The sequence below is a fragment of the Lutibacter sp. genome, assembly GCF_013139515.1.
Taxonomy (GTDB): domain Bacteria; phylum Bacteroidota; class Bacteroidia; order Flavobacteriales; family Flavobacteriaceae; genus Lutibacter.
The window spans coordinates 15,744-30,188 of sequence record NZ_WTAR01000116.1 but is presented as its reverse complement, the minus strand read 5'-3'; the positions used below and the strand labels follow the sequence as shown (position 1 = coordinate 30,188).

The following is a 14,445-nucleotide window of genomic DNA, read 5'->3' as shown; positions in this document are numbered from 1 at the left end:
TTAAAGAACCCATTCTACCGTTAAACACAACATAGTCTGCTTGCTCTGCAACGGCTTTTGTCATATCAAAAGGTTGTAACCCTGGTGCTCCGGTTGCTCCTTTTGTATAGAAGTCTCCTTGCATAATGTAGTATTCTTTATCTACTTTAGGCAAACCTCCTGCTGGTTCAACTAAAATTAAACCATACATTCCGTTAGCAATATGCATTCCAACAGGTGCAGTTGCACAGTGATATACATATAATCCTGGATTTAATGTTTTAAATGAGAACGTTTTTTCATGACCTGGTGCTACAAATGAAGATGTTGCTCCACCTCCTGGACCAGTTACTGCATGTAAATCTATATTATGTGGTAATTTGTTATCTGGGTGGTTTGATAATGTAAACTCAACCTCATCACCTACTCTTGTACGAATAAAACTCCCTGGCACAGAACCTCCAAAAGTCCAATAAACATAGGTTGTTCCATCTGTCATAGTTCCTTCTTCTTCAAGAATTTCCATGTTTACAATTAATTTTTTTGCTGGTCTATCCCCAACAGAAGCAGGTACAAATGGAGGTGAGGTAAGCACCGCATCCATTGTCCCAGAAACTGCAATTTTAGCAGCATCTACATCTTTCTTTTTTGTTTCAGAATTACAACTAATTAATAATAATAATAATAAAACCATTCCTAATATACTTACACTGCTGAAAGCTTTTCTTAGATTCTTCATTTTTTTCATTTCCTGTTTGTTTGTTTGTTTGTTTGTTTTGCAATAATACAATTTTGTACAAAAGAAAACCAGAGTCTTAAATTTTAAATTATAGTATGGACAATAACTACAAATTTTTAACTCTGGAAATCAATCTAAAAAACTATATCTAAATTTTTATTGTGTTTATCTAATTATTCTTTTATTTCTAACGCTTCGTCTGTTGGAGTACCGTGTTTATAAAAATCAATGATATAAAGTACAACTCCTGTAGTAAATAACGTTGCACACAAAATTAATACCACAAAGTGGATGCTAATTTCATTTTGTACTTGCATAAAGTCCATTTTAAACTTTCTCTCTAAATATACTTGAGCAACACCTGCAACTCCAAAAGCAACCGTCATTCCAACCATTCCAATATTTGCCATCCAAAAAGCCATTCTACCTCTTGAACTATCGTATAATTTTCTTCCTGTTAAATTTGGTAAACTATAACTAATAATTGCTAAAACAATCATTGCATAAGCTCCCCAAAATGCTAAATGACCATGCATTGCTGTAACTAACGTACCGTGTGTATATAAGTTTGTTTGTGGCAATGTGTGTGCAAATCCTAACAACCCTGCACCAACAAAAGAGACTATTGCTGAACCTAAAGTCCAGTATAATGCTAATTTATTAGGATGTTTTTTCTCTCCCTTTCTGTACATATTTACTGCAAATAATGCCATTGCTAAGAATGCTAATGGTTCTAATGCTGAGAATATACCACCTACTATTAACCAAATTTTATTTACACCAATATAATAGTAATGGTGACCTGTGCCTAAAACTCCTGAAAGGAATGTTAAACCTACAATTACGTACAACCATTTTTCTATTACTTCTCTATCTACACCTGTTAGTTTAATTAATAAGAATGATAAAATACCTCCCATAATTAATTCCCAAACTCCTTCTACCCATAAGTGAACAACCCACCAACGGAAAAATGAATCTGTTACTTGACTCTCAAATGGTAACATTCCAGGCAAATATAATAAGGCCGCAAATAACAATCCCATTGATAATACAAGTGCTGTTGTAGTTCTACGTTTTGCTTTAAATAGCGTTGTTAAAATCAATCCTAAAAATAGAAGTACATTAACAACTACTAGATAATCCAAAGGTCTAGGGATTTCTAAAAATTTTCTCCCTTCCCAAATATTAAAATGGAATCCAACAACTGCTACAACTCCCACAATTGCTAAACTAATTAATTGAACATACGCCAATTTAACATTCACCAATTCCCGTTGAGCTTCTTCAGGAATAATGTAATATGCAGCTCCCATAAAACCTGATAATAACCAAACAACTAATAAATTTGTATGAACAGCTCTTGCTGTGTTAAAAGGTATAAATTCGTGCAAACCATCCATTCCTATACGAGCAAATCCCATAATAAAACCGTAGGTTATTTGTAATACTAACAATAGCATTGAAAGGGCAAAAAACCAATATGCTACTTTTTGTGATTTATATTTCATAATACTTTTGTTTAGTTGTTAATTTTATCTTTAGCTAATGGTGATATTTTTCTGTCTACACCTACAATTTCACCAAATCCATTTAAATCAATTTTTCCAATCCATTTAAAAAATGATACAACATCATTGGCTTCATTTTCAGACATAGAATATGCTACCATTTTTCGACCATTTAATTGCCAAGGAGTTGGAGACATTAAAATACTTTTAATAACTTCTTCTCCGTTACCATCGTATTTTTGATTTAATCTATCAATAACTTTTGTTAACTCTGGTGCGTAATAAGCTCCTTCACCTAACAATGTATGACAACCCATACAGTTATTTGATTCCCAAATTTCTTTTCCTCTAACTACTTCTGCTGTAAGAGTTTCTTTGTTTGTTTGATCTTGTCCCTCTGATAAAGAATACACTGTAAGTCCTATAAATACAAGAAACGTTACTAATGTACCACCTAGAAAGAAAGCTCTTGCTTGTTTTTTAGATAACATACTTAAATTAGTTTTATTAGTTAATTATTAATTATTAAAAGACCTTTTTATCTTTTATTATTGCAAAATTATAGCATTTAAATGAATAAAAAGATGACATTTATCAATGTGAAAAGTTTTTAGCTTATTTTTTAATTTTAGGTGTAATATCTTTCAAAGTAAGTACTCTACCCTTATCTGAAATTTCTTGAGCAAATTCTTGAATAGTTTTGTCCCTAAACTTTCCTAGAATATTATTCTTAAAGGGTTCTACTATGAAATGTACTGGACATGGATTTTTAGAATCGCATTCATTTAAACCTAAAAAACAGTCGTTCAATTTATTTAAACCATCAATGTTTTCAATAATATCGCAAACATTTTTTTTACTATTTTGTTTCGTTAAATAAAAACCTCCATTAGGCCCTTTAGTTGAAGAAATAATTTTACCACGTACTAGTTGCTGAAATAGCTTTGCTAAAAATGGACTTGGAACATCTATACTTTCAGCAATTACCTTAACACTTATCTTTTTATCCTCACTTGAATGCTCAGCTAAAAAGAGAGTTGATAAGATTGCATATTTACTAGCACGTGATAACATCATATTATTTTTTTACATTACTTCTGGTAAATCTAACAAAAAAAGAGTAAAGGATATTATATCTTTTTAAATTTAACAGTAAAATGTCTCATGATAGGCGCTTCATCAGTAATTTCATAACCAGATTTTGCTTCTTCCCTAGTATCAAAAATATTTTTTAAACATGCCGCAACATAATCCATGTGGTTATTAGTATAGGTCCTCCTTGGAACTGCAAGCCTAACCATTTCTAGGTCTGGAAATCTATTTTTTCGTGTAAATGGATCTCTATCTGCTAAAACTGTTCCAATTTCAACACCTCTAATACCACCTACAATGTATAATTCAATAGCTAAAGCTTGAGCTCTATACTCTTCTCTTGGTATTTTTGGCACAAATTTATTAGCATCTAAAAATATGGCATGTCCGCCAAAAGGCTGTAGAACAGGCACTCCATATTCTACTAATTTTTTTCCTAAATGCGCTATTTGTTCAACTCTACTTTCTAAATAATTAAATTCAGTTGCTTCATCTAAACCAACCGCCAGTGCACCCATATCACGACCATTCATACCTCCATATGTAATAAAACCTTCATACATAATATTAAAAACGGTAGCTTGTTTAAAAACTGCTTTATTGTTTAATGCAATAAAACCTCCCATATTAACTAAACCATCTTTTTTGGCACTAATTGTCATTCCATCACCATAAGAAAAAACCTCTTTTACAATTTCTTTTATGGTTTTATTTTCATAACCTGCTTCTCTTTTTTTGATGAAGTATGCATTTTCTGCATAACGGGCTGCATCAAAATATAGTGGAATTCCATACTGTTTACATAGTTCTGAAACTTCTCTAGTGTTTTTTACAGAAACTGGTTGTCCACCCGCACTATTACAAGTGATAGTTAAAATTACAAATGGAATTTTTTCTTTTGGGTGGCTTTTAAACACATCTTCTAGCTTGCTTAAATCTACATTTCCTTTAAAAGGATGAATTATTGAAGTATCAAAAGCTTCATCAATAGTACAATCTACCGCTGTTGCTTTTCTAAATTCTATATGCCCTTTTGTAGTGTCAAAATGTGAATTTCCTGGCACAAAATCTCCTTCTTTTACCAATGCCGAAAACAATACATTCTCAGCGGCTCTTCCTTGATGTGTTGGTAAAAAATATTTAAAACCTGTAATTTTCTTTACTGTCTTTTTTAATTTTAAAAATGAAGATGAACCAGCATAACTTTCATCTCCAATCATCATCTCAGCCCATTGCTTATCACTCATTGCTCCAGTTCCAGAGTCGGTAAGTAAATCTACAAATACATTCTCTGATGATAAATTAAACAAGTTATAATTGGCTTTTTTAATCCATTTTAAACGTTGTTCTTTTGTTGATCTTTTTATTGATTCAACCATTTTAATTTTATACGGTTCTGAATATGGTAATTCCATAATAATATGTTTTAATTTTGAAAAATGTGTTTTAAAAAGTGTGGTGAAAATCACCAAAAAAATAAAAGGAAATTAACTAATAAAGCATTCTGGGCGCTTTATGTTTAAATAAGAATTAAAGTGTATTTTATAATAACTTAATGTTTTCATTCAAAAAATTTATTGAAACAAAATTACAAAAATTTATTTTTATGATTATTATATTTTAAGAGTAAATTTTACTGACAATAATCAGTTTAAGTAACAAAAGTTACTTGTAAATTTGACCTTGTATAATAGACCGTTAAAATTACTATTTAAAACCTCTATTATAGCAATTATTAGTATTTTTGCAAAACGTTTTTAAAAAATTAAAACCATAGAAATGAACAAACTTCTTTCACTTATTTACTCAACCCGATTAATGGCTGTATTATTTTTAGTTTTTGCTCTATCCATGGGAGTTGCCACTTTTATTGAAAATGACTTTGGTACTGAAACCGCCAAAGCTTTAGTTTACAATTCTTGGTGGTTTGAAGGTATTATGATATTATTTTCAATTAATTTCTTCGGAAATATGTTAAAATATAAATTATATAAAAAAGAAAAATTAGTTGTTCTTGTTTTTCACTTATCATTCTTTTTAATCCTTTTGGGAGCAGGAATTACGCGTTATATTAGTTTTGAAGGAATTATGCCAATTAAAGAAGGAGCTGTGAGTAATACTTTTTATTCAGAAGCAAGCTATATTAGTATTGTTGTAGATGATGGAGTTGATCAAAAAACACCTGCTCATCGTAAAATTTTATTATCAGCTATTGGTAATAATACTTATAATTATAAAACCGATTTTAAAGGAACTGATGTTGCCGTTAAATTAACCAATTATATTCCAAATGCTACCACAACTTTTGAAGTTGATGAAAACGGAAGTGAGTATTTAAAATTTGTTGAATCTGGTGGAGGCGGAAGACATGACCATTATATTAAAAAAGGAGAAACAGAAGTTGTACATGGTGTTGCTATTGGATACGATTCTCCAACTAAAAATACGATAGACTTTAAAACTATTGATGGTAATTTAAAAATCCAATCAGTTGTTGATGGTAATTTCTATAGAATGGCAGATAAGTTTGAAGGTACTATTGTAAAAGATTCTTTGCAAGATTTTTCAATTTTAGCTGTTCACTCATTAGCAGGCTTACAATTTGTAGTACCGCAAAATTCAACTAAAGGATCTTACAAAACTGTTTCTGGTGATAAAGATCAAAATTCATTAGCGCAATTAGAATTTGATGTTAAAGTTGCTGATAAAACTACACATATTACATTAAAAGGAGGGAAATTTGCCATTCAACCACCTACAACATTTAACGTTGGAAATTTAAATTTCAGAATGAGTTATGGTGCATTACAAATGCAATTACCTTTTAGCATTAAACTAAACGATTTTCAGTTAGACAACTATCCAGGTTCACAAAGCGCTATGTCCTTTGCTAGTGAGGTTACAGTAATTGCACCTGAAGAAACTTTTCCATTCAGAATTTTTATGAATAATATTTTAAATTATAAAGGCTATAAATTCTTTCAATCTAGCTACAATATCACATCGCAATATGAAGAAACCCATTTATCTGTAAATCATGATTATTGGGGCTCAACAATTACTTACGTTGGCTATTTTTTATTGTACGCAGGTTTAATTTTAATCTTATTTATGAAAAATACTAGGTTTGATTTTCTTAGAAAAAGTTTACAAAAAATTAGAACTAAAAAAACAACCCTAACATCAATTGCTTTACTACTAATTGCGTCAGTTGCATTTTCTCAAGATCACAATCATGTGATGAGTAAAGTTCAAATAGACTCAGCTTTAACAGCAAACCACATTACAGTTGATCATACCAATAAATTTAGCAAATTAATAATACAAGATGCAGGCGGAAGAATGAAACCTGTACACACATACGCATCGCAATTGCTAAGAAAAGTTAGTAAAAACGATACCTTTGAAGATATGAATGCTACACAAGTATTCTTATCAATACAACAAAACCCTAGAATTTGGTTTCAAATTCCAATTATTTATATTGAAAAAGGAAATACTAAATTAAGAGATATTATAGGAATTCCACACGAAGATAAATACGCTTCACTTTCAAGCTTTTTTGATGAAAAAGGAAACTATAAAATTTCTCAAATTCAACAAGACTCACAAAAAAGCAACATTAAAAGTAAATTTGAAAAAGATGTTATAAATGTTGATAGAAGAGTTAATTTATTATACTCAGCAATTACAGGAGCTATTCTTAAAATATTTCCAATTCCTAATGATCCAAACCATACTTGGGTAGATCATAACAACGTAAATGCTGCTAATTTTAAAGGTCAAGATTCAGTATTTGTACGTCAAATTTTCCCAATTTACATACAAACATTGTCTGAAGCCAATTCTACAAAAGATTATACTACTGCTGATGAAATATTAGGAGGTATTATAAATTTTCAGAAAAAATATGGAAGTGAAGTATATCCATCTGACAAAAAAATTGATTTAGAAATTGCATATAATAAATATGATGTTTTTAGAACAATTTATAGCTATTATATGTACATAGGGACTTTAATGTTCTTCTTTGTAATATTTCAAATATTCAAAAACAATAAAGTTGTAAACTTTTTAATTAAAGGAAGTATTGCCATTATTATTGGTTTATTTTTAATGCACACAGGTGGTTTAATTGCACGTTGGATTGTGAGTGGAAATGCTCCTTGGAGTAATGCTTATGAATCTATGATTTATGTAGGTTGGGCAACTATGCTCTTTGGCTTAATCTTTGGAAGAAGATCTTCAATGACACTAGCTGCAACAGCATTTTTAACAGCATTTATATTAATGGTGGCACATTGGAATTGGATGGATCCTGAAATTGCTAACCTTCAGCCCGTATTAAACTCATACTGGTTAATGATTCACGTTTCAATTATTGTTGCTAGTTACGGTCCGTTTGCTTTGGGTATGATTTTAGGTTTAATTTCATTGTTATTAATGGTTTTAACAACTTCAAAAAACAAATCTAAAATTGGCTTAATGATTAAAGAATTAACCATTATTAATGAAATGTCTTTAACTGTTGGATTGATACTTTTAACTATTGGAAACTTTTTAGGAGGTCAATGGGCAAATGAAAGCTGGGGACGTTACTGGGGCTGGGACCCAAAAGAAACTTGGGCTTTAATTAGTATTATGATTTACGCTTTTGTATTACACTTAAGATTAATACCTGGTTTAAGAAGTAAATTCACATTTAATATGTTTTCAATTGCGGCTTTTGCTTCTATTTTAATGACTTATTTTGGAGTTAACTTCTACCTGTCTGGATTACATTCATATGCAAGTGGTGATAAAGTTATAACACCAACTTTTGTTTATTATGCAATAGCAATTGTAGCGGTATTATCTGCCTTCGCCTATTTTCAACATAAAAAACATTATAAAAAATAATTAAAATCGTTGCAAAAATGTAACTTTGCAATCCATTAAAAAAATAGATTATAGATGTTTAACAAGTATATAAAATTAATAATAGCTACAGGAATTTTAGTTTGGTCAGTTTTTCAATTTATTGAAGGAAATATTATGAATGGTATTTCTTTAATTTTACTTGCTGGTATTTTTGTCCTATTTTACTTTAAAAATGAGTTTATATTATTAGCATTTTGGCAACTAAGAAAACAAAACTTTGCAGGTGCTAGCAAATGGCTAACTTATATAAAAAACCCAAGTAGTGCTTTAGTAACAAAACAGCAAGGATATTACAATTTTTTACAAGGTATTATGATTTCACAAACCAATTTAACGCAAGCTGAAAAGTTCTTTAAAAAAGCATTAAGTTTAGGTTTAAGCATGAAACATGATATTGCAATGGCAAAATTACAGTTAGCTGGTATTGCTATGTCTAAAAGACGTAAACGAGAAGCAACTATGTTAATTAATGAAGCTAAAAAATTAGATACCCAAAAAGTATTAGCTGAACAAATTAAAATGTTAAAGGATCAAATGAAGAAAATGTAACTTCTAAAATAATCATAAAAAAAGCGCAACTTAATAATTGCGCTTTTTTTATGATTATTTTTTGATTTATTCAAGCATTCGTATTTCTAAATCTTTAGTGTATTGAATTAAAAATACGCCCATATTTTCAAGTTTTTCGTTATAATTAAATATACGTGATAATCTAAAAGATGTACCCATATTCAATCCATCTTCAAAGCTTTCTGAGCTAGCAATTCTAATTAAAGCATCGTATGTAACATCAAAACCTTGTATTGCATACTTTGTAGGTAAGGCGTAATTTTTAGATTTATATATATCATTAAAACGTATTACGTTTTCATTATTTATATCAACAAATTCTGAAGTTGGAAATACAAAATTTAATTTACCTAAAAATCTATTCTCAATATTATTAAAATTAGCACCTTTATTTAATGCAAATAAACGAATATCAACATCTTCAACGTATGTTTTTAAGTTATTTATAGCTGCAGCAGTAGTTACTATTTCATCGCTAATAATAAATACCCAATTTTTAGATAATGTATCTAACTTTTGTGTGAAAACTTCACTATCAATAAGACCGTCTTTTGGTTTTATTACAGCAACATTTTGAATAGAATCAAAGGCTTTTATTTTATTAACTATTCTCCAAAGTTTTGATTGATTTTCAGGTTTTTCATCATTAACCACAACAATTGTTTCTCCGTTGTAAGTTTCTTTCATATAGTTTAATAACTTATTTTCATATACTTCTAAATTTGGTGAAGTTTTTATTAAGTTATTTGTTGAAAGTGAATCTTGTTTTTTTGAAAAAAACGGAGCTATAATTGGTGTTTTAATATGTTTAGCAACCCAATAAGCTTTATCAAAAAACAAAGGCCCAATAACAATATCTGTTGTTTTAAAATCTTTTGTATTTACAAGATATTGTAATTTATAATTAGAATTTTCAGTATCTAAATATTCAACATTCATTTTTAATCCTTTTTGCCTTAATGAATCAATTGCAATTTGAGCTCCCAAATGAAAATCAGTAGTAATATTTAAAAGTGAATTACTTTTATCAAAACTTACATTCCTAATAGAATCGTTTAATTTATTTAACTGATAAGGCAACATTAGAACTACATTTAACTCTTTGTCCAAATTTATTTCTTCAACAAAAACATTTTCCTCTTCAACAATCTCAATTGGTTTAATTTTCAGCAACATTCCTAAATTTAAACCCTCTTTTAACATTGGGTTTAACGCAACTAAGCTTTCTTCAGTAACTTCATATCGTTTCGTTAAATTATAAACCGTATCATCAATAATAACGGTATGCAACACATAGTTAATTGAATCTTTAGCCTGTGTTATACTTGGCTTAGGAATGGTTAATTTCATTCCTATTTTCACACCATATTCTAACTCAGCATTTGCCGTTTTTAATTCTTCTATTGTAATTCCAAATTTTCTTGAAATTCCAAATAATGTTTCTTTTGGCTGAACTAAATATAATGTATCGTCATCATTTTTTACTTCCTCAACTACTTTTCCAAAGTTTATATTAGGTACAATTATTACCGTATTTGGCTTTGGTTTTTTACTAATTCCAGGATTTAATTTTCTTAAATCTTTTTTAGATAATTTATATTCTTTAGCAATACTTTTTAAAGTCTCCCCTTTTTTTACTGAATATGAAACATACTTTTTTTGCTGCGCAAAAACAATTGCCGTACTAAAAAGAAGAAACAGTAGTAAAAATTTTATTTTTTTCATAAAATGAAATTTAATTTAAAATATAGGATTTATTCCCATTCTATAGTTGCTGGTGGTTTTGAACTAATATCGTACACTACTCTATTAACGCCTTTTACACCATTTATTATTTGATTAGAAGTTTTTTGTAAAAACTCATACGGTAAATTTACCCAATCGGCTGTCATACCATCAGTAGATTCTACAGCACGTAAAACCACTGCTTTTTCATACGTTCTTTCATCTCCCATTACTCCTACTGAGTTTACTGGCAATAACATTGCTCCTGCTTGCCAAACTTTATTATACAAATCTGCTTCTTTTAAACCGTTTATAAAAATGGCATCAACTTCTTGTAACATTCTCACTTTATCAGCTGTAATATCGCCTAAAATTCTAATTCCTAAACCTGGCCCCGGAAATGGATGTCTTCCTAATAATTCAGCATCAATTCCTAAAGAAGTTCCTACTCTACGAACCTCATCTTTAAATAACATTTTTAAAGGCTCTACAATTTTTAACTTCATAAAATCTGGCAATCCACCAACATTATGATGCGATTTTATAGTTGCTGAAGGTCCTCCAGTTACTGAAACAGATTCAATTACATCAGGATAAATTGTTCCTTGAGCTAACCATTTTACATCTTCTAATAAATGAGCTTCATCATCAAAAACTTCAATAAAAACCCTTCCAATTATTTTACGTTTCCCTTCTGGGTCATCTTCACCCTTTAAACCATCCAAGAAACGTGCCGAAGCATCAACACCTTTCACATTCAATCCCATTCCTTTATATTGGTCTAATACATTTTCAAATTCATTTTTACGTAACAAACCATTATTTACAAATATGCAATACAAATTATCACCAATAGCTTTGCTTAATAAAACCGCGGCTACTGTAGAATCAACACCTCCAGAAAGTCCTAAAACAACTTTATCATTACCCAATTGTTTTTTCAATTTATCAACAGTTGATTCAACAAATGAATCTGGAGTCCACGTTTGAGCTACTCCACTTATTTTTACCAAAAAATTTTCTAATATTTTTAAACCATCTTTTGAATGGTATACTTCTGGGTGAAATTGAATTCCGTACGTAGTTTCGTCCTTAATTTTAAACGCTGCATTCTTTACATCAGTGGTACTTCCAATAAGTTCGCAATTAGTTGGCAAATCTACAATTGTATCACTGTGACTCATCCAAACCTGGCTTCCTTCTTCAACTCCTTCAAAAAATAATTCATTTTCTTTTACAAATGAAAGATTTGCTCTTCCATATTCACGTGTATTTGAAGCTGCTACTTTTCCTCCAAAATTATGCGCCATAAACTGGGCTCCAAAGCAAACACCCAACAAAGGTAATTTGCCTTTTACAGCTGATAAATCTGGATGTGGTGCATCTTCAGCTCTCACAGAAAATGGGCTTCCAGATAGAATAATGGCTTTGTAATTTTCAATGGTGAAATTTTTACTATTGTAAGGAAAAATCTCACAAAAAATATTGAGTTCTCTAACTCTACGTGCAATTAACTGTGTGTATTGCGACCCGAAATCTAAAATAAGTACCTTTTGTTGCATCCGCAAAAATAATATTAATATAAATATTCCCTATATTTTATATGCATTTTTTCTTAACAACTTATTTTTCAGGTAAAAAGTAACTTTAAAATCATCCATTTATTTTTAAAGTAAATGCGTTTATCACAACAAATCACCCTTCAAAAGTCTAAAATAGTAGAATTTCAGACATAAAATAAAGCCAAATAACGAAGTTTTTAAAATTTTGATTTTTTTTCAACTACAAAAAACCTTAAAAACATTCATAAAACTATTATAAAAGGTTTTAAGAGGCTTTCTCAATCATAAACAATTGTTAATAACTTACTATCCTAATGAGTAGTAAATCCATTGAAATCAATCAATCAATAATTATATTTGAAGTTGTAGATTTAATAAATAACAGATTTCAAAATATGAGCGAAGAAGCTAAAAAACACGATTATTCAGCCGATAGTATTCAGGCTTTAGAAGGAATGGAACATGTGCGTAAACGCCCATCCATGTATATTGGAGATGTAAGCGTTAGAGGTTTACACCATTTAGTTTATGAAGTAGTAGATAACTCTATTGATGAGGCAATGGCGGGTCATTGTGATACAATAGGCGTAATTATAAATGAAGATGGTTCATTATCTGTAAAAGATAACGGTCGTGGTATTCCTATTGGAATGCACAAAAAAGAAGGGGTTTCTGCATTAGAAGTTGTAATGACAAAAATTGGTGCTGGTGGTAAATTTGATAAAGATTCTTATAAAGTTTCTGGAGGTTTACACGGTGTTGGTGTGTCAGTAGTAAATGCACTTTCTTCACATTTAAAAGCCACCGTATATTTAGATGGTAAAATTTGGGAACAAGAATATTCAAAAGGAAAAGCATTATACCCTGTAAAATCTGTTGGCGAGAGTGATGATAAAGGAACTTTAGTAACATTTACACCTGATTCTTCTATTTTTACACAAACCATAGAATTTAATTATGAAACTTTAGCCACTAGATTACGTGAGCTTTCATTTTTAAATAAAGGGCTTACCATTACTTTAACAGACAAAAGAGTTCCTGATGAAGAAGGTAACTTTACTACAGAAAAATTTTATAGTGATGAAGGTCTACCTGAATTTGTAAGATATTTAGACGCTACTAGAGAACAACTAACAGCCAATATTATTTCAATAGAAGGTGAAAAAAATGGTGTTCCTGTAGAAGTTGCCATGGTTTACAATACTTCTTATACTGAAAACTTACATTCGTATGTAAATAACATTAACACACACGAAGGAGGTACACACCTATCTGGTTTTAGACGCGGACTTACAGCTACATTAAAAAAGTATGCTGATGAATCTGGAATGCTTAAAAATTTAAAATTTGACATTGCAGGTGATGATTTTCGCGAAGGTTTAACAGCTATTATTTCTGTTAAAGTTGCAGAACCTCAGTTTGAAGGACAAACAAAAACAAAATTAGGAAACCGCGAAGTTACTTCTGCCGTTAGTCAGGCAGTTTCAGAAATGCTGACTGATTATTTAGAAGAAAACCCTAATGATGCTAAAACTATTGTTCAAAAAGTAATTTTAGCTGCTACCGCTCGTCACGCTGCACGTAAAGCTCGTGAAATGGTGCAACGTAAAACCGTAATGTCTATTGGGGGTTTACCTGGTAAATTAAGTGACTGCTCTGAAACTGACCCAGAAAAATGTGAAATTTTCTTAGTTGAGGGAGATTCAGCAGGTGGTACAGCAAAACAAGGACGTGATAGAGCTTTTCAAGCTATTTTACCATTAAGAGGTAAAATTTTAAACGTTGAAAAAGCAATGCAACACAAGGTTTTTGAAAATGAAGAAATCAAAAACATGTATACTGCACTTGGTGTTTCTATTGGAACTGAAGAAGACCCAAGAGCCTTAAACTTGAATAAATTACGTTATAACAAAGTGGTTATTATGTGTGATGCCGATGTAGATGGTAGTCACATTGCAACGCTAATTTTAACGTTCTTCTTTAGATATATGAAAGAATTAATTGAAAATGGTCATATTTATATTGCAACTCCTCCTCTATATTTAGTTAAAAAAGGACAGAAGAAAGAATATGCTTGGGATGATGACCAACGTGATTTAATTGCTCATAACTTGGGTGGAAGTGTAAATATACAGCGTTACAAAGGTCTTGGGGAAATGAACGCCACTCAACTTTGGGATACAACAATGAATCCTGAATTTAGAACACTTAGACAAGTAACTATTGATAATTTAACAGAAGCAGATAGAGTATTCTCAATGCTAATGGGTGACGAAGTACCGCCACGTAGAGCATTTATTGAAAAAAATGCAAAATACGCAAATATTGATGCTTAAACTTTTAGTAT

Annotated in this window: 10 protein-coding genes; 3 read left to right on the top strand and 7 right to left on the bottom strand. The window is 30.3% G+C overall.

The window, feature by feature from the left end; translation table 11 throughout:
- From GQ540_RS10500 to GQ540_RS10480, 5 genes are all read right to left on the bottom strand, one after another.
- The coding region (locus GQ540_RS10500) for a multicopper oxidase domain-containing protein (protein ID WP_291800789.1) at window positions 1-727 on the bottom strand (727 nt) is incomplete at its 3' end.
- Between the two features lie 164 nt (window positions 728-891).
- Window positions 892-2,229 carry a cbb3-type cytochrome c oxidase subunit I gene (locus GQ540_RS10495; RefSeq protein WP_291800787.1) on the bottom strand — a complete coding sequence of 446 codons (1,338 nt, stop codon included), beginning with the start codon at window positions 2,227-2,229 and terminating at the stop codon, window positions 892-894.
- Between the two features lie 11 nt (window positions 2,230-2,240).
- A complete protein-coding gene (locus GQ540_RS10490; RefSeq protein WP_291800785.1) occupies window positions 2,241-2,720 on the bottom strand; it encodes a cytochrome c in 480 nt (159 codons plus the stop codon).
- Between the two features lie 124 nt (window positions 2,721-2,844).
- Window positions 2,845-3,306, bottom strand: coding sequence for an Rrf2 family transcriptional regulator (locus GQ540_RS10485; RefSeq protein ID WP_291800784.1), 462 nt, complete (start codon window positions 3,304-3,306; stop codon window positions 2,845-2,847).
- 53 nt (window positions 3,307-3,359) lie between these two features.
- A complete protein-coding gene (locus tag GQ540_RS10480) occupies window positions 3,360-4,736 on the bottom strand; it encodes a tryptophanase (RefSeq protein ID WP_291800782.1) in 1,377 nt (458 codons plus the stop codon).
- Between the two features lie 364 nt (window positions 4,737-5,100).
- On the opposite strand from GQ540_RS10480, the gene ccsA reads away from it, so the two are divergent.
- Together ccsA and GQ540_RS10470 are read left to right on the top strand one after the other, a co-directional pair.
- Complete coding sequence (ccsA, locus tag GQ540_RS10475; protein WP_291800781.1) at window positions 5,101-8,220, top strand: cytochrome c biogenesis protein CcsA; 3,120 nt, start codon at window positions 5,101-5,103, stop codon at window positions 8,218-8,220.
- Window positions 8,221-8,274: 54 nt separating this feature from the next.
- Window positions 8,275-8,790, top strand: coding sequence for a DUF2892 domain-containing protein (locus GQ540_RS10470; protein WP_291800779.1), 516 nt, complete (start codon window positions 8,275-8,277; stop codon window positions 8,788-8,790).
- 66 nt (window positions 8,791-8,856) lie between these two features.
- On the opposite strand, the gene GQ540_RS10465 is transcribed toward GQ540_RS10470, so the two are convergent.
- Together GQ540_RS10465 and guaA are read right to left on the bottom strand one after the other, a co-directional pair.
- Window positions 8,857-10,536, bottom strand: coding sequence for a LysM peptidoglycan-binding domain-containing protein (locus tag GQ540_RS10465; protein ID WP_291800777.1), 1,680 nt, complete (start codon window positions 10,534-10,536; stop codon window positions 8,857-8,859).
- 29 nt (window positions 10,537-10,565) lie between these two features.
- Window positions 10,566-12,098, bottom strand: a complete 1,533-nt coding sequence (guaA, locus tag GQ540_RS10460) for a glutamine-hydrolyzing GMP synthase (protein ID WP_291800775.1) — start codon at window positions 12,096-12,098, stop codon at window positions 10,566-10,568.
- A gap of 395 nt (window positions 12,099-12,493) precedes the next feature.
- On the opposite strand from guaA, the gene gyrB reads away from it, so the two are divergent.
- Entirely contained in the window at window positions 12,494-14,434 is a 1,941-nt protein-coding gene (gene gyrB, locus GQ540_RS10455; protein ID WP_291800791.1) for a DNA topoisomerase (ATP-hydrolyzing) subunit B, read from the top strand.
- The last annotated feature ends 11 nt before the right edge of the window (window positions 14,435-14,445 follow it).